Here is a 16,038-nt window from a genome sequence, read left to right on the forward strand (position 1 = left end):
TCGGAAGCAAGCGCGGGCAGTATGTCAAGCATTTCATGGGCTTCGCAAATATTTTTGATAAAATCTCTTGGAGTGGGGTGCCCGGGGGCATTTTCGTATATGCATGAACAACGTGAGAATGACGAGGCGAGGTAATTGGATGTCGAAGCAAGAAAAAGCCATCAGCAAGCCGGATAGCTGGACCCAATCGGCTCCATTGCTCGTGGATGTTGCCATGGGCCGCCGCCCGGCAGACCTCGTCGTGCGGAATGGCCGCTTGGTGAGCGTTTATTCTGGCGAAATCATTGCGGGTATCGATATCGCCATTATCGCTGGCCGATTCGCATTTGTCGGTCATGGTGCTGAGCATTGCATCGGGCCAAAGACCAAGGTTATTGATGCTGCAGGCCGCTATCTGGTGCCCGGTCTTTGTGATGCGCACATGCATGTCGAAAGTGGCATGGTTACAGTCACCGAATTTACCCGCGCTGTCATTCCTCATGGAACGACATCAATGTTTATCGATCCGCATGAGATCGCCAATGTGCTCGGGCTCGAAGGCGTACGCCTGATGCATGATGAAGCGCTGGGCATGCCTATCAACGTGCATGTGCAGATGCCAAGCTGTGTCCCGTCTGCTCCCGGTCTGGAAAATGCAGGTGCCGCCATCAGCCCGGAAGATGTTGCGGAAGCAATGACCTGGCCAAATATTGTCGGGCTTGGCGAAGTCATGAATTTTCCGGGCGTTGCCAATAATGATGCAACCATGCGCGGCGGTATTGATGCTACAGTCAAAGCAGGAAAGACCGTCGGCGGGCATTTCGCGTCGCCGGAGCTGGGACGTGCTTTCCATGGCTATGTAGCCGGTGGTCCGGAAGACGATCATGAAGGCACCCGAATGGAGGATGCCATGGCCCGCGTCCGGCAGGGTATGCGGGCAATGCTTCGCCTCGGGTCAGCCTGGTATGATGTGGCAAGTCAAATCAAGGCTGTGACTGAACAGGGGCTTGATCCGCGTAACTTTATTTTGTGCACTGACGACAGCCATTCGGGCACACTTGTCAATGATGGTCACATGGACCGCGTTGTCAGGCATGCGATTGCGCAGGGTCTCAAGCCGGTTACAGCCATTCAGATGGCAACTTTGAACACAGCGCAGCATTTCCGGCTTGAGCGTGAAATTGGATCGATCACTCCGGGACGGCTTGCCGATTTCCTGATCGTGTCCGATCTTCCCAATCTGGTGATTGACCGCGTTTATGCGCGGGGAACGCTGATGGCGGAAAAGGGCAAGCTGATTGCCGACATTCCTGCCTATGACTACCCGTCATTTGCAAAGAACACGATCAAACTTGGCAAGAAACTGAAAGCCAAGGATTTCGATATTGCAGCACCAAAGCCGGGAAAACATGTTACGGCGCGGGTAATTGGCGTGATTGAAAATCAGGCTCCGACGAAAGCGCTGGAGGCGGATTTGTTGGTATCTGATGGTATCGTTCAGATGGATCGCCGCAATGATGTCTGCCAGATTGCTTTGGTTGAACGTCATCGAGGGACAGGAGCGGTGGTAAACGGGTTCGTTTCAGGTTTTGGCTACACGCTGGATTGTGCAATGGCGTCGACTGTAGCCCACGACAGCCACCACATGATTGTTGTTGGCACGAATAAGGAAGATATGGCAAAGGCGGCCAACCGCCTCGGTGAGGTTGGCGGGGGCGTGGTGTTGTTCTCCAAAGGGCGTGAGCTGGCTCTCGTCGAGATGCCTATTGCAGGATTGATGTCAGACCAGCGCGCTGAAGTCGTTGCGGCAAAGGCGGACAAACTCGTCAACGCAATGCGGGCAATGGGATGCAGCCTGAACAATGCCTACATGCAGCACTCTTTACTGGCGCTGGTCGTCATTCCGGAATTGCGTATTTCCGATGTCGGGATTATCGATGTGCGGACATTTGAGAAGGTTGAATTGTTTCTATGACTGCTTTTGCCAAGGCTGTTGCCCAAGCGACTACAAAAATGCGCGTGCTGTTTCCCGAAACGCCGCTGCAACTCAATCATTATCTTTCGCAGAAATACGGCGCGCAGATTTGGTTGAAACGCGAGGATCTGTCACCGGTCCGTTCCTATAAAATCCGTGGGGCGTTTAATTTTATCTCGCATTACCTCAACACAAACACATCAGGCGATGCGGTGTTCGTGTGCGCGTCAGCCGGAAATCATGCGCAGGGCTTTGCCTTTATTTGTCGACATTTCGGCAAGAAAGGCGTGGTCTTCATGCCTGTTACGACACCGCAGCAGAAGATCGACAAGACGCGCAGTTTCGGTGGTGAATTCATAGAAATCCGTTTGGTTGGCGATATTTTCGACCAGTGTTATGCGGCAGCGCGCACATTTGAGGCCGAGATGGGGGCAGTTATGGTGCCTCCCTTCGATCACATGGATATTATTACGGGGCAGGCAACGGTTGCGCACGAGATCGCAGCGCAACTGCCTGATCAGCGTAAGCCTGACCTGATGATCCTGCCTGTTGGCGGCGGGGGGCTGTCCGGTGGTGTAACCCGCTATCTTTCGGAGCTTGGCTGGGAAACACAGTTCCGCTTCGTGGAGCCGGCGGGTGCGCCAAGTCTCAAGCGTAGTCTTGAGTCGGGCAAGCGCGTAAAACTTGAGGCTGTCGATAACTTTGTTGATGGCGCCGCAGTTGGTGAAATCGGGCGGGAAAACTTCAAGCTTCTCAAAGGCTTCAGCCCGGACGCTGTAACATTGATTCCGGAAAACCGGCTTAGTTCCACAATTTTGGAAATGCTCAATATCGAGGGGATCGTTGTTGAGCCTGCCGGTGCGCTTGCTATCGACGCTCTCAAAGACTTCAAAAAGGCCGATATCAAAGGCAAGCGGATCGTTCTGGTGATATCGGGAAGCAATTTCGATTTCGAACGATTGCCGGAATTGAAGGAGCGGTCACAGCGCTACGAGGGGCTGAAGAAATACTTCATCTTCCATTTTCCGCAAAGGCCGGGTGCTTTGCGTTCATTCCTTGATTTGCTTGGACCGGAGGATGACGTTGCTCGATTTGAGTATCTCAAGAAGTCAGCACGCAACTTTGGCTCGGTGCTCATCGGTATTGAAACCAAGAACAGAAAGAATTTTGATATATTGTTCAAGCGTTTCGATGAGGCTGGCTGGGCATATCAGGACATTACGGACAACGAGACGATTGCGGGATTGATTATCTAGAGGCCTTCCATGACGACTTGGATCGTTCTTTTTCGCGGTGTGGGTGGTGCAACATTGTTGCCGGTAAAACTGCTGGCCGCTGCTTTAACCGAAGAAGGCTTTGAAGGTGTCAAAACTTACATCAACACTGGCAATGTCATCCTCAAATCTCGGGCTTCGGCAGAGAAAGTCATAAAGCGTATTGCGCCGATCGTTTTGAAGCAGTTTGATTTCTCGAAAGACATCCTGATTGCCAGTGCCGCTGAATGGAACACGCTGGTTGCCGACAACCCGTTTCCTCAAGCAGTCAATGAACCCACAAAGCTTCATGCTTATCTCATGAACCAAAAGCCAGACGACAAGGCTATAGAGGCTTTGCGGGCAAAAGCAGATGGCCCCGACGAATTCCAGATACGGGGGCGGGTGCTTTACTATTACACGCCGCAAGGCATTTCGAATGCCCGTCTCTTCCCCAAAATCGAGAGGACATTGGGTGTCGTGGCAACGGCACGTAATTGGAACAGTGTGTTGAAGCTTCAGGCTCTTGCTGCGGCCAGCTGAACCGCCATAGCCTTGGCAAGAACATCGAATATGCGGTTGTCACCGCACTGGGCAACATTGAAACGCATAAAGGAATTGGCGGTTTGCGACTGGCTGAAAACATTGCCCGGTGCGAAAACAACGCCTTGCTCCAAACCATATTTTGCAATTTCGGCAGCTTCGATACCATCTGGCAGTTTGCACCACAGCAGCATGCCGCCACGCGGCTCGTTCCAGGGAACAATGCCAAGCGCCTTCAGTCGCGTTATGGTATCGCCCATGCTGCGCGCCAATTGCGCACGCAAACTATCCATATGCTTGCGATATGCGCCTTCCTTCAACATGAACAGGACCAGCTCTGCACCCAAGCGGCTACCGCCAAAAGATGTGGCGATGCGTAAATCCGTCAGACCTTCGATCCAGTCACGTCTGGCAGCAATAAAGCCGCAACGAACAGATGCCGAGATTGATTTGGAGAAGCTGCCGATGTGTACGACCTGATTGAGCCCATCGAATGCGGCGAGCCGCGGCGCTGGTTCATACTCAAAATCTGCAAAAATATCGTCTTCTACAATTGTGAGATTGTGAAGTTCCGCAAGTTTCAACAGCCGATGCGCCACTACCGGCGAAAGTACCGCGCCAGTTGGATTATGCAAGGCAGAATTGGTGATATAGAGGCGTGGCCGATGCTCCTCCAATGCTTGCGCAAACAGGCCAAGATCGGGGCCGTTTGGCGTATAGGGAACGCCAATGACGTTAGCGCGATGCGCTTTCAGCAGGGCATGGAAATTGAAATAGCAAGGATCGTCAACGATCACTGCGTCTCCGGGTTCGATTAAAAATCGGCATAGGAGATCAATGGCTTGCGTACCGGAATCGGTAAGCATGATCTGACTGGGCGGCGCCTCGACGCCGTGATCTCCCAGTCTTCTGGATAAGAGTTGGCGAAGCGGTTGCAGGCCTAATGGTGATGTGTAGTCGGTCAACGCAGATTCGTTTGATCTGGCGAATGCCCGCAATGCACGACGAATGCCTTCCTCCGGCATCCATGAAGCAGGCAGCCAACCGCACCCCGGCTTCAATACACTGTCGTCTGCCTCCAGCGACGTTCTTGAAACCCAAAGAGGGTCAATGGCGTGGTCAAGCTTCGGTCCGAGTTCAGCAAGAGTTAGGGGGGCCGATTGACCAGAAACATAAAAGCCTGATCCGCGGCGTGATTGAATGAGTCCTTCCGCCGCCAGTCTGTCGTAAGCTTCGACCACGGTTGATTTTGAGGCTGCGGTTGTTTCGGCAAAACTACGGATAGATGGCAGTTTCGCGCCGGGCAGCAGTAATCTCGCAGCAATTCGCTGTTTGATCGCCTGCATCACCTGCTCAACGCGCGTCACGCCATGTCCGTTTGCATCCATCTGTACTGCTCATTGGTCCATTACAGTTTACGAAAATTGTACTGTACCGTATCTGGAATGTCCATTTGCGGAAAGGCTAAAGGGGCGTACAGATTGAGGTGTATACTATGGACAAGACAACAAGCGGCTGGGTCAATGGCTTTGTAGGCGTTCTGATCTTCAGCGCATCGCTTCCGGCAACGCGCGCCGCCGTCGCCGATTTCGATCCAATTTTCTTGACTGGTGCGCGAGCCACAATTGCTGCATTCCTTGGTCTGGTCCTTTTGCTGCTATTCAAAGAGAAGTGGCCCTCAAAGGCCGATCTTCGCCCTTTGTTTGTGACTGCGATGGGTGTCGTGGTCGGTTTTCCGCTTCTAACCGCTATCGCGCTTCAGCACATTACGTCAGCGCATTCAATTGTTTTCATTGGGCTTTTGCCGCTTTCGACGGCAATTTTCGGCGTTTTGCGGGCTGGTGAAACCATGCGGCCAATGTTCTGGCTATTCTCCTGCCTGGGTAGCGCTTTGGTTGCGGGTTTTGCTCTCACTCAAAACTTGGCTGCATCATTCACAGGCGATCTCCTGATGTTTGCCGCAATTGTTGTTTGCGGTTTGGGTTACGCGGAGGGAGCACAATTGTCGCGAAAACTCGGCGGCTGGCAGGTCATTTGCTGGGCGCTCGTTCTATCTTTGCCCATTATGTTGCCTTTGACACTATTTGTTCTGCCTCATGATTGGGTGGTCATCGGTCAGCCTGCGTGGATAGGACTCACCTATGTTTCGCTCTTCTCGATGCTTATCGGCTTCATTTTCTGGTATCGGGGATTGGCGCAGGGCGGCATCGCGGCTGTGGGGCAGCTTCAGTTGTTGCAGCCATTCTTTGGCCTGATCCTTGCAGCCACATTGCTGCACGAAGCAGTTGGATGGCAGATGATTGTTGTCACGATTGCCGTGATTGGATGTGTTTTTGGAGCAAAACGCTTTGCCAGTTAAAGGCGTATTTTGCGCCGCACAATAAAATCGTTTGCTTTTTGAGTGATAAGAGCCCATATGCCGCTCAGACGCTTGGGCCGGATTGATCCGGTCTTCCGAAACAGGACTCGTGGCGTCTGAGCCCCATCCGCATGATGCGGTGGGCACGGCTGCGCAAGTCGCTTGATCCCTTTGGGTTTTTCGCGTCTCGTCGTTTATCCGAAAATATTGCATGCAGGTTGCGCCCTGCGATGCGTTTTATGGCCCGCGATTTATCGCGTCTGGCCAAGATGAGAGTTTTAAATTGGAAAATATCGAAACAAACGGCTTTGCTATTATGGGCCTGAATGCCATCCTGCTTAAGGCAGTTGAGGCAGCTGGAATGACTGCTCCCAAGCAGATTCAGGAACAGGCCATTCCGGCGCAGCTCGCAGGCCAGGATATCCTTGGCATTGCCCAAACGGGTTCAGGCAAGACAGCGGCTTTCGCACTGCCGATCCTGCAGAAAATTTTGACCATTGGCGACAAGCGCAAGGGTAAGACTGCCCGTGCTCTCGTACTTGCTCCCACCCGCGAACTCGCTGTTCAGATAGAAGAGACTTTCCGCAAGCTTGCAAAGGGCGCTCATATCTCGACAGCGCTCGTTCTGGGCGGCGTTTCGCGTATCGCACAGATCAACAAGATGCAGGGTGGCGTTGACGTTCTGATTGCTACGCCGGGCCGCTTGACGGACTTGGTACGTGATAACCGCATTGATCTTTCCGAGACACGCTGGCTCGTTCTCGATGAAGCCGACCGCATGCTCGATATGGGTTTCATCAATGACGTGAAGAAGATTGCCAAAGGCACACATCGTGATCGCCAGACAGCCTTGTTCTCCGCAACGATGCCACAGGAAGTTGCCACACTGGCAGCCAGCCTCCTGCGCAATCCTGTTCGCGTTGAAGTAGCTCCGCAGGGCACAACAGCCGCAGAGATCAAGCAGGTCGTTCATATGATCCCGACCCGCCAGAAGAAGCAGGTTCTTTCGGCTATGCTGAAAGACGAGACACTATCTTCGGTCATCGTTTTCACCCGTACCAAGCACGGTGCGGATGCTGTTACCCGCATTTTGGAGAAGGACGGTTATAACGTTGCAGCAATCCATGGCAACAAGTCGCAGAACGCCCGCCAGCGCGCTTTGAATGGCTTCAAGGACGGCTCCGTGCGTATTCTTGTTGCTACCGACATCGCAGCACGCGGTATTGACGTTGTCGGTATTAGCCACGTTATCAATTTCGATCTGCCGGATGAGCCGGAGAGCTATGTTCACCGTATCGGGCGCACAGGCCGTAACGGCGCTTCAGGCAATGCCATCACGCTCTACGATCCAGCTGAAGAAGGTTCAAAATTCAAAGCAGTGGAGCGTGTAACGCGCATGCGCTTGCCAATGGCAGATTCGCCGATTGATCTTTCCAGCCTGCCAGCCCGTGCTGCCAATAGTGATCAGCGCCCGCCACGCCGCGAAGGTGGCAATGGTGGTGCACCTGCAAAGAACAAGAAGCCGCATCGCGGTCAACCCGCAGGCGGCAAGCCACGTGAGCCACGCGGCGAGAAAATCTGGAGCAATGATGGTGGTGCACCGGCGCAGAAGCGTCCGTTCCGCCGGAACAAAAAAGGCTTTGGTGCCAAAGCTGCATAGTTAGAAGTTTGCTTTAAGTAAATTCAATCGCTGAAGAGGCCACTGGCAACAAATGCCGGTGGCCTTTTTCGTTATGCCCAGAGATTTATCCCCGTCATCGCAGAATGTGAGATTATGCGCTTGAACGGCGCGGTCCGTGCAAATAGGTTTAAGGCCAGCATATTGAAGGACTTGGCAATGTATAATTCCGTAATCGAAGCAATTGGAAATACACCGTTAATTCGTCTCAAGAAGGCGTCTGATCTCACTGGTTGCGAGATTTATGGCAAAGCCGAATTCTTGAATCCCGGCCAATCTGTCAAAGATCGCGCGGCGCTCTATATTATTCGCGATGCGGAAAAGCGCGGTCAGTTGCGACCCGGCGGCGTAATTGTCGAGGGAACTGCCGGTAACACCGGCATCGGTTTGACCATGGTTGCAAAAGCGCTCGGTTATCGCACGGTTATTGTTATTCCTGAGACGCAGAGCCAGGAAAAGAAGGATGCACTGCGACTGCTCGGTGCTGAACTTGTGGAAGTGCCGGCTGTCCCTTACAAAAATCCGGACAATTACGTGAAAGTCTCCGGTCGTTTGGCCGAACAGCTCGCAAAGAGCGAGCCAAATGGCGCAATATGGGCCAACCAGTTCGATAATGTTGCGAACCGGCAAGCCCATGTCGAAACCACAGCCCAGGAAATCTGGCGCGATACGGATGGCAAAGTCGATGGCTTTGTCTCCGCTGTCGGGTCCGGTGGCACGCTCGTCGGCGTAGCGATGGGGCTGAAGGCCAAAAACGATGCAGTGAAAATCGCCATTGCCGATCCATTTGGGGCAGCGTTGTACTCGTATTACACCACAGGAGAATTCAAGTCCGAGGGCAGCTCGATTACCGAAGGTATCGGGCAGGGCCGTGTTACTGCCAATCTTGAAGGCTTCACGCCTGATTTCTCCTATCAAATTCCGGATGCTGAGGCGCTCGATATCGTATTTGATCTGGTCACCGAGGAGGGCCTTTGCCTCGGGGGGTCATCCGGCATCAACATTGCTGGCGCGATCCATCTGGCTCGCGATCTCGGGCCCGGCCACACGATTGTGACGATTCTTTGCGATTACGGCAATCGCTACCAGTCAAAGCTTTTCAATCCGGAATTCCTGCGCTCGAAAGATTTGCCAGTGCCGCTTTGGATGGAGACAAAGACTGATATTTCCGTACCGTTCGAGAGCAAATGATGGCTTATGATACGACAATCCTCTTTCGTGATGACTCCTATCAGAAAGAGACCAATGCCACTGTAATAGCAGTCAATGAGCGTGGCGGAATCCTGACAGACCAGACAAATTTCTACGCCACTTCCGGTGGTCAACCGGGTGATACCGGCGTGTTTGTCCGATCTGATGGCTCCACAATTGCTATCGCAGCAACGGTGACGGGCGAGACGAAAGAGGAGATCATTCACGTTCCCGCGCCTGATCAGCCGGTGCCGGACATTGGTGAAAAATTGCTGCTTCGAATTGATTGGGACCGCCGCTACAAGCTGATGCGCATGCACGCGGCATGCCATCTGCTAAGCGTTGTTTGTCCTTTTCCAATTACCGGAGCAAGTGTCAGTGAAGATGACAGCCGGGTTGATTTTGATCTGCCAGATGCAGGTGTAACCAAGGAAAGTGCCACTGCTAAACTCATGGAGCTGGTCAATGCAAACCATCCTATTTTCACGCGCTGGATCACAGAAGAAGAGCTTGCGGCAAACCCCGGCCTGATCAAGTCTAAGAATGTCCGTCCGCCCAGTGGAACGGGTCGCATCAGGCTGGTTTGTATTGGTGAAAACTCTTCCATAGATTCGCAACCTTGTGGTGGAACGCATGTTGCGACGACAGGTGAAATCGGGCAAATCCACATCGGAAAAATAGAAAAGAAGGGCAAGGAGAACAGGCGGTTTCGTATCCGCTTCGGCGCTTTGCCTGAAGGAGAGTAGTATGGCCGATAAAAGCGCTTTTGTGGTGTCACCGGATTGGCTGCAAGAAAGGCTGGGCCAACCCGGATTAAGTGTCGTCGATGGATCTTGGTATCTGCCATTCCAGAATCGCGATCCCAAGGCCGAATACGATGCAGGGCATATTCCTGGCGCAGTCTTTTTTGACCATGACAAGCTGTCGGACCATGACTCCGATTTGCCTCACACGTTCCCTAAACCGGAGGCTTTCGCTGCTGCCATCAGCAGTATGGGCATCACAAACGATGATACTATCGTCGTCTATGACGGCCCCGGAATGTTTACGTCGCCTCGTGTCTGGTGGATGTTTCGCACGATGGGCGCCAAAAATGTACTGCTTCTTGATGGCGGTTTCGACAATTGGAAAAAAGCGGGCAGGCCCGTTACCGATGAGGTAACAAAGATCGCACCCTCTGCCTTTGTCGCCAACTTCGATGCCGCGAAGATCGCGAGCTTTGATGACATGCACAAAATCGTCGAGAATGACACAAGGCAGATCGCCGATGCGCGTGCTGCAGGACGCTTTACCGGCGTTGAGCCGGAACCGCGTGCAGGCTTGCGATCAGGGCATATGCCGGGTGCGCGAAGCGTGCCATCGTCAAGCCTTGCTGATGGCGGATATCTCAAAGACATCAACGGATTAAAGCAAGTGCTTGATAAGGCGGGCGTGGACTTGTCCCGCCCGATTGTAACAAGCTGCGGCTCTGGCATCACGGCAGCCGTAATCACGCTCGCACTGGAGTCCTTGGGGCACAAAGACAATGTTTTGTATGATGGATCATGGACCGAGTGGGCTGGAGCAAAAGATACCCCTGTCGTTACAGGCGATGCCTGAGTAAATGGCTATCCTCAAGACACGCGTCACTCATCTGGAAATGACGGATCGACCCACGGCGGCTATTCCGACGCCAGCCAGTTACAAACTGGCGATCATGCGCGCCACCAGGATTTCTCTACCATTTTACCGTTTCCTGTATGAGCAGGTGGGAAAGCCGCACCATTGGTCCGTCCATCGCAAGCTCAATGATGAAGCGCTTTCGGCAATTATCCATCGCGACAATGTGGAAATTCATGTTCTTCATGTTGATGGTTCTCCGGCAGGCTTCTTCGAATTGGTGATTGACCAAGAACCCGGTGTGGCGGAAATACTCTATTTTGGCCTTATTCCCGAGTTTCAGGGGCGTGGACTGGCCAAGTTTTTCTTGAATGAAGCCATTTCAACTGCCTGGATGAGCAGCCCGCAAAAAGTGATTATCGAGACGAACACGCTTGATAGCCCGCGTGCGCTGCAAATGTATCAAAGAATGGGGTTTAAACCGGTCAGTTTTGCAGAAGCCGAAATTGAGACATGGGATTGATTGCTTCGACATTCTCTGATCAAAGATGAAAACTACACCAAATTACTTACCATTTTTCGGGGGAAAAATGATGCTGAGGGCCACATTGACCGTTATGACGGTCGTTTCAATTGGTTTGGTTACTGGGGGCTGCCAATCAACTGATCTATCAAAAACATATACTGGCTCCACAACAATGGTTATTCACGCTAAGTCTGGTCAAAAACAGCTGTTAACCAATGTTTTCAAGGTTAACGAAGATTGTTCAAGCGCCCGTCCTCCAGCTCTTAAAATCGTGTCCGAGCCTGTACATGGATCTGTAAGTATTGTTCGCTCTACGACTTCAACCACATATGAACCGGGACACAAATTGCATAAATGCAATTCCCGGAAAATCTCGGCCTTGGCTCCAATTTATGTATCGAATCCAGGGTATGTGGGTGAAGACCGGGTGAGGATTTCAGGACAAGTAGCTGGAAATCCCAGAGAGTTTTACGATTATTTTGAGTTTCGCGTCATCGTAACAAAATAGCGGCTCCGAAGCGCGTAGTTGCATGAATCGGGTGGTTTGACGCTACTCTAATGTGTTTCCTTTGATTTCGAAGGAGACAGTTATGACCACGGTTCGATTTATAGCTATGACAACAACAATGGCGCGGCACTATCAGTCTGGTGGTGCCGACGCCAATGGGCAAAGTCCCGAAACACACCCATCGAACGGGGATGGGGTGCCGTGCAGACATTGCCTGCACAATGTAAAGGCAGGCGCGAAGTACCTGATCCTGTCACATCGGCCATTTCCAGCGCCTCAGCCCTATGCGGAAACCGGCCCGGTCTTCCTGCATGCGGATGAATGCGAGCGATATCCTGAATCGGTCGAAATGCCGGAAATGTTCAACGAAAGCAAAGGCTTCATTGTTAGAGGGTATTCCTGCCAAGACCGGATCGTTTATGGCACGGGCGGAGTGATTGAAACGAGTAACGTAATTGAGAGAGCTAGCGAATTGCTGGCCCGTGACGACATTGCCTATGTCCATATGCGATCAGCAAGAAACAATTGCTTTCAATGCAGGATCGAAACGGCATGAAAAAAGCCCGGAGCAATTCCGGGCTTTTCCATTTTTTATGAGTAAAATCAAGCAGCTAGAACTGACTTAGCCTCGAACACCTCTAGGCCGAGAGCTTCGGCAACCGCGCTATTGGTGATGCGGCCTTTGTGTACATTCAGACCGTTGCGCAAATGCGGGTTGTCGATCAGCGCCTTGACGCCGCGATCCGCCAATTGCAGGCCGTACTGCAGGGTAGCGTTGTTAAGCGCATGGGCCGAGGTTACAGGAACGGCACCCGGCATATTGGCGACGCAGTAATGAATTACGCCATCAACTTCGTAGGTTGGCTCGGAATGGGTCGTTGCATGAGACGTCTCGAAGCAGCCGCCCTGATCGATAGCGACGTCAACGATTACGGCACCTTTTTTCATGCCGGAAAGCATTTCGCGTGTCACCAATTTGGGCGCGGCAGCACCCGGAATGAGCACGGCTCCAACAACGATATCGGCAGAAAACACTTCTTCATCAAGGGCTTCAATGGTTGAGTAGCGTGTATGGATGCGGCCGTGGAACAAATCATCGAGCTGACGCAACCGTGGGATCGAGCGATCAAGGATAGTAACATCCGCGCCAAGGCCAGCTGCCATTTGAGCGGCATTGATGCCGACGACACCGCCGCCAATGATAGTAACTTTACCCGGAAGAACGCCGGGAACACCGCCGAGCAAGACACCGCGACCGCCATTTGCCTTCTGCAAAGCAGTTGCACCGGCCTGAATGGCAAGGCGACCAGCAACTTCGGACATGGGCGCAAGCAATGGCAGTCCGCCACGCTCGTCCGTCACAGTTTCGTAAGCTATCGCAGTGACACCGGAATTCAGAAGACCTTTGGTCTGCTCGGGATCTGGAGCAAGGTGAAGATAAGTATAAAGGAGTTGACCTTCGCGAAGCTGCGACCACTCGGATGGCTGTGGCTCTTTAACCTTCACGATCATGTCAGACTGCTGGAATACTTCTTCTGCAGTCTTGACTATCTTGGCGCCAGCAGCCTGATAGGCTCCATCGTCTGCGCCAATTCCCGCGCCAGCTCCGGACTGGATTATGACCTGATGGCCATGGGCAACATATTCGCGTACGGCACCCGGAGTGAGGCCGACGCGATATTCATGGTTTTTGATTTCCTTCGGGCATCCAACGCGCATAACGCCTCCTCATATTGTTCTGTTTTGCCTATTGGGAGCGATATAACACCACATCTTCAGTCGCATGTCCTTGCCAAATACCCTCGACCATGAAGAGATATTCGCGTATTCTTGCGCTATAAAGCCAATTAACGATGGATTGTTCGAACAATGTCGCTGGACAGGATTGATATCGCCATACTCGACAATTTGCAGAAAGATGGGCGCATGTCGAATGCGACGCTTGCCGAGAAAGTTGGTCTCTCGCAGTCCGCTTGTTCCCGACGTTTGGACCTGCTTGAAAAGTCCGGAGTTATTCGCGGATATCACGCACGTTTATCCAACAAAATGCTCGGCCATTCAGTTACGGTAATCGTCAATATTTCGCTTTCGGGTCAGGCAGACAAGCAACTGCGTGAGTTTGAAACAGCAGTCCGGCGTTGTCCGAACGTCCTGGTTTGCTATCTCATGTCGGGCGAATACGATTATTTACTTCGCATTGCTGCCAAAGATCTTGAGGACTACGAGCGTATTCACAAGTTCTGGCTCTCGGCCATGCCACATGTCACCAAGATCAACTCGTCTTTTGCGCTTCGGGAAGTAGCTGACAGAACGGGGTTAGGAGTCGAGACAGCCCTTATCGAAATCGCAACAAATTCTTAACTCGCCTAAGCACAACCATTTTGCATCTCCAGATAGCGAATTTGCTGTGAAAATCGACCAATTTGCTGTGGGTCTGGCAGATTTTACCGTGAGATGATTTGATTTTGGTCTGAAGCTCAGCCTGAACTGAGTTTTTTCACAGATGACGCGAGTTAGCGCGGCTAATCGGCCGAAACTGCTTTTTTCAGCTTGACGGGAGCCTTGGCAAGCCAAGCCAATTTTATGCGGTGGGCAAGCTCTTCGTCTGAAATCGCCTCAAGGCGAATTAGTATATATGGCCAACCCTTATAGTGATCCGTCTCGAAATAAATGTGAGGAGCGCTTTCCATCAGAAAAGGTTTTTCTTCCAGCGGACAATGTATGGCGAAACTGTCCGCATCTTTAAGCCGGCCGATGAAGGCAGACTTAACCTTCAACGATGGCGTGCCATGGGTTGTGCTTTTCACCAACTCGGGCAGGTGAAGCAAATCTGCCAAAGACCAGACCCGCTCAAACACCCTGTCCAAATCTTGTGTGCTCATGATTTATAGAAAACCTGCCGAACATCAATATATTCCGAACGAAAGCCGGCTTCGCAGTAGAAGAGATAAAACTCCCAGAGTTTTTTGAAGCGGACGTCAAACCCGAGATTGCGCAAGCGGTCCCATGAGCCCCAAAAACGTTCACGCCACTCCACCAATGTCCTGGCATAGTCCTGTGGAAAGATATTCTCGCGATACATGTCGAGGCCGAAGTCCTTGCCGAGACTTTTCAACTTGGTTGGCGTCGGAAGCATGCCGCCGGGGAACACATAACGCTGGATAAAATCCGGACGCTTGCGGTAGCGCTCAAACGACTTGTCGTTGATGGTGATGATCTGCATGCCCGCACTGCCGCCGGGCTTCAGGCACTCTCTCACCTTTGAAAAGAAAACCGGCCAATATTTCTCGCCAACCGCTTCGAACATCTCGATTGATGCCACGTGGTCATATTTGCCGGTTTCATCGCGGTAGTCTTGAAACTTGATATCGACCTTGTCGGACAGATTCGCTTTTTGCATACGCTGGGTTGCATAATTGAATTGTTCGCGACTGATTGTCAGTCCGGTGACTTTTGCGCCAATTTCACGGGCGGCAAACTCAGCAAAACCACCCCAGCCGCAGCCGATCTCCAATACGCTTGAGCCGGATGTGATTCCGATGTTTCGGGCGAGGGCACGGTATTTTGCCGTCTGGGCACTTTCGAGATCGTTGGCGCCTTCGGTGTACAAAGCGGACGAATAGGTCATCGTCGGATCAAGCCATTCCCGGTAGAATGCGTTGCCAAGATCATAATGAGCAGAAATGTTCTTGCGCGAACGAGTTCGGGTATTCTCATTCAGCCAGTGACGCAGGCGCTGTACAGTGCTGATGAACCAGTTTGATCCGCCGGCAATGTCCTCGCCAACCTGTTCGTTTACAACGAACAGCTCCAGAAAGGTGGTGACATCGGGACTATCCCAATCGCCGTCCATGTATGATTCTGCCACACCGATTGTTCCGCCGGAAAATGCCCGTCGCGGCAAATTCCAGTTATGGAGAATCAGTGAAGCGTCCGGGCCGGTCTGTTTGCCGCCAACTTTGAAGACTTGCTTGTCGGGCGTGGTGATCGTCAATGTGCCCCTAGGCAAGTGCACGGCAGCACGCAATGCGGCCTGCACTTTTAACGGGAATCCCTTTAGCGCAGCCCCGACATTTTCAGGCGTCAACCATTTCAACTGCGCCAGACTTTCGGAGGAAAATGTTGTTTTCATATCAGTCATTGGTCCAGGCTTTCAGTTTGCTGACTCAATATTTCCCCCAAAGAACAATTGTTCAAGAGATTTTTCCCTTCAGGGCATGCCCGGTAGGATTGTCTTTCTCTGATACGAGTTTGTGGGCTTGCTGGATCGACTGGTTTCAAATTTGTGTTGGAGATGTCGGAGTGAGGGTATGCTGGTCTTCAGAAAACGCAAATTTCCGCTTCATTTTCTTCGCGTGTCAAAAAAAGACAAAAAACGACAAAACCACCTCAAGTTTAGACAGATTACGTCAAACGTATACATATAG

The 16,038-nt window shown here is 52.1% G+C and carries 16 protein-coding genes; 12 read left to right on the plus strand and 4 right to left on the minus strand.

What is annotated here, in order from left to right; translation table 11 throughout:
- Positions 1 to 139: 139 nt before the first annotated feature.
- The 3 genes from ade to ABKW30_RS15115 are packed head-to-tail and all read left to right on the plus strand — an operon-like array spanning position 140 to position 3,750.
- Complete coding sequence (gene ade, locus ABKW30_RS15105; protein ID WP_348599724.1) at positions 140 to 1,954, plus strand: adenine deaminase; 1,815 nt, start codon at positions 140 to 142, stop codon at positions 1,952 to 1,954.
- Positions 1,951 to 3,210: a threonine ammonia-lyase IlvA gene (gene ilvA, locus ABKW30_RS15110; protein ID WP_348599725.1), complete on the plus strand. Its 1,260-nt coding sequence runs from the start codon at positions 1,951 to 1,953 to the stop codon at positions 3,208 to 3,210. Before ade ends, ilvA begins: the two co-directional genes overlap by 4 nt.
- A gap of 9 nt (positions 3,211 to 3,219) precedes the next feature.
- Positions 3,220 to 3,750, plus strand: a complete 531-nt coding sequence (locus ABKW30_RS15115) for a DUF1697 domain-containing protein (protein WP_348599726.1) — start codon at positions 3,220 to 3,222, stop codon at positions 3,748 to 3,750.
- Here the strand turns inward: ABKW30_RS15115 and ABKW30_RS15120 are convergent.
- Complete coding sequence (locus ABKW30_RS15120; protein ID WP_348599727.1) at positions 3,726 to 5,138, minus strand: PLP-dependent aminotransferase family protein; 1,413 nt, start codon at positions 5,136 to 5,138, stop codon at positions 3,726 to 3,728. The genes ABKW30_RS15115 and ABKW30_RS15120 overlap by 25 nt on opposite strands.
- Positions 5,139 to 5,245: 107 nt before the next feature.
- Between ABKW30_RS15120 and ABKW30_RS15125 the strand changes: the two genes are divergently transcribed.
- The 8 genes from ABKW30_RS15125 to ABKW30_RS15160 all read left to right on the plus strand — a co-directional run bounded on the left by ABKW30_RS15125 (position 5,246) and on the right by ABKW30_RS15160 (position 12,167).
- Positions 5,246 to 6,109, plus strand: coding sequence for a DMT family transporter (locus tag ABKW30_RS15125; RefSeq protein ID WP_348599728.1), 864 nt, complete (start codon positions 5,246 to 5,248; stop codon positions 6,107 to 6,109).
- Positions 6,110 to 6,425: 316 nt separating this feature from the next.
- Positions 6,426 to 7,769 carry a DEAD/DEAH box helicase gene (locus ABKW30_RS15130; RefSeq protein WP_348599823.1) on the plus strand — a complete coding sequence of 448 codons (1,344 nt, stop codon included), beginning with the start codon at positions 6,426 to 6,428 and terminating at the stop codon, positions 7,767 to 7,769.
- A 177-nt stretch (positions 7,770 to 7,946) separates the two neighbouring features.
- Positions 7,947 to 8,978, plus strand: coding sequence for a cysteine synthase A (locus ABKW30_RS15135; protein ID WP_348599729.1), 1,032 nt, complete (start codon positions 7,947 to 7,949; stop codon positions 8,976 to 8,978).
- Positions 8,978 to 9,724, plus strand: a complete 747-nt coding sequence (locus ABKW30_RS15140; protein WP_348599824.1) for an alanyl-tRNA editing protein — start codon at positions 8,978 to 8,980, stop codon at positions 9,722 to 9,724. The genes ABKW30_RS15135 and ABKW30_RS15140 overlap by 1 nt, the downstream gene beginning before the upstream one ends.
- 1 nt (position 9,725) lies before the next feature.
- The gene (gene sseA / locus ABKW30_RS15145) at positions 9,726 to 10,577 is read left to right on the plus strand and encodes a 3-mercaptopyruvate sulfurtransferase (RefSeq protein ID WP_348599730.1); all 852 of its coding nucleotides are present in this window, start codon (positions 9,726 to 9,728) and stop codon (positions 10,575 to 10,577) included.
- Between the two features lie 4 nt (positions 10,578 to 10,581).
- On the plus strand, positions 10,582 to 11,100 hold the full coding sequence (locus ABKW30_RS15150; protein ID WP_348599731.1) for a GNAT family N-acetyltransferase: 519 nt from the start codon (positions 10,582 to 10,584) through the stop codon (positions 11,098 to 11,100).
- 25 nt (positions 11,101 to 11,125) lie between these two features.
- Entirely contained in the window at positions 11,126 to 11,611 is a 486-nt protein-coding gene (locus ABKW30_RS15155; protein WP_348599732.1) for a hypothetical protein, read from the plus strand.
- A gap of 82 nt (positions 11,612 to 11,693) precedes the next feature.
- Positions 11,694 to 12,167, plus strand: coding sequence for a DUF1203 domain-containing protein (locus ABKW30_RS15160; protein WP_348599733.1), 474 nt, complete (start codon positions 11,694 to 11,696; stop codon positions 12,165 to 12,167).
- Between the two features lie 47 nt (positions 12,168 to 12,214).
- On the opposite strand, the gene ald is transcribed toward ABKW30_RS15160, so the two are convergent.
- Entirely contained in the window at positions 12,215 to 13,330 is a 1,116-nt protein-coding gene (gene ald, locus ABKW30_RS15165; protein ID WP_348599734.1) for an alanine dehydrogenase, read from the minus strand.
- Between the two features lie 150 nt (positions 13,331 to 13,480).
- On the opposite strand from ald, the gene ABKW30_RS15170 reads away from it, so the two are divergent.
- Positions 13,481 to 13,972 carry an Lrp/AsnC family transcriptional regulator gene (locus ABKW30_RS15170; protein WP_348599735.1) on the plus strand — a complete coding sequence of 164 codons (492 nt, stop codon included), beginning with the start codon at positions 13,481 to 13,483 and terminating at the stop codon, positions 13,970 to 13,972.
- Positions 13,973 to 14,133: 161 nt separating this feature from the next.
- Here the strand turns inward: ABKW30_RS15170 and ABKW30_RS15175 are convergent, their stop codons facing one another.
- Both ABKW30_RS15175 and ABKW30_RS15180 read right to left on the minus strand, forming a co-directional pair.
- Positions 14,134 to 14,493, minus strand: a complete 360-nt coding sequence (locus ABKW30_RS15175; protein ID WP_348599736.1) for a hypothetical protein — start codon at positions 14,491 to 14,493, stop codon at positions 14,134 to 14,136.
- Entirely contained in the window at positions 14,490 to 15,743 is a 1,254-nt protein-coding gene (locus ABKW30_RS15180) for a cyclopropane-fatty-acyl-phospholipid synthase family protein (protein ID WP_348599825.1), read from the minus strand. The genes ABKW30_RS15175 and ABKW30_RS15180 overlap by 4 nt, the downstream gene beginning before the upstream one ends.
- Positions 15,744 to 16,038: the final 295 nt, after the last annotated feature.

It is taken from the genome of Phyllobacterium sp. SB3 (genome assembly GCF_040009165.1).
Lineage (GTDB): Bacteria > Pseudomonadota > Alphaproteobacteria > Rhizobiales > Rhizobiaceae > Phyllobacterium.

Coding starts and splice junctions, on each gene's coding strand:
- ade (WP_348599724.1), top strand. CDS start 140: ATGTCGAAGCAAGAAAAAGCCATCAGCAAGCCGGATAGCTGGACCCAA.
- ilvA (WP_348599725.1), top strand. CDS start 1,951: ATGACTGCTTTTGCCAAGGCTGTTGCCCAAGCGACTACAAAAATGCGC.
- ABKW30_RS15115 (WP_348599726.1), top strand. CDS start 3,220: ATGACGACTTGGATCGTTCTTTTTCGCGGTGTGGGTGGTGCAACATTG.
- ABKW30_RS15120 (WP_348599727.1), bottom strand. CDS start 5,138: ATGGATGCAAACGGACATGGCGTGACGCGCGTTGAGCAGGTGATGCAG.
- ABKW30_RS15125 (WP_348599728.1), top strand. CDS start 5,246: ATGGACAAGACAACAAGCGGCTGGGTCAATGGCTTTGTAGGCGTTCTG.
- ABKW30_RS15130 (WP_348599823.1), top strand. CDS start 6,426: ATGGGCCTGAATGCCATCCTGCTTAAGGCAGTTGAGGCAGCTGGAATG.
- ABKW30_RS15135 (WP_348599729.1), top strand. CDS start 7,947: ATGTATAATTCCGTAATCGAAGCAATTGGAAATACACCGTTAATTCGT.
- ABKW30_RS15140 (WP_348599824.1), top strand. CDS start 8,978: ATGGCTTATGATACGACAATCCTCTTTCGTGATGACTCCTATCAGAAA.
- sseA (WP_348599730.1), top strand. CDS start 9,726: ATGGCCGATAAAAGCGCTTTTGTGGTGTCACCGGATTGGCTGCAAGAA.
- ABKW30_RS15150 (WP_348599731.1), top strand. CDS start 10,582: ATGGCTATCCTCAAGACACGCGTCACTCATCTGGAAATGACGGATCGA.
- ABKW30_RS15155 (WP_348599732.1), top strand. CDS start 11,126: ATGAAAACTACACCAAATTACTTACCATTTTTCGGGGGAAAAATGATG.
- ABKW30_RS15160 (WP_348599733.1), top strand. CDS start 11,694: ATGACCACGGTTCGATTTATAGCTATGACAACAACAATGGCGCGGCAC.
- ald (WP_348599734.1), bottom strand. CDS start 13,330: ATGCGCGTTGGATGCCCGAAGGAAATCAAAAACCATGAATATCGCGTC.
- ABKW30_RS15170 (WP_348599735.1), top strand. CDS start 13,481: ATGTCGCTGGACAGGATTGATATCGCCATACTCGACAATTTGCAGAAA.
- ABKW30_RS15175 (WP_348599736.1), bottom strand. CDS start 14,493: ATGAGCACACAAGATTTGGACAGGGTGTTTGAGCGGGTCTGGTCTTTG.
- ABKW30_RS15180 (WP_348599825.1), bottom strand. CDS start 15,743: ATGAAAACAACATTTTCCTCCGAAAGTCTGGCGCAGTTGAAATGGTTG.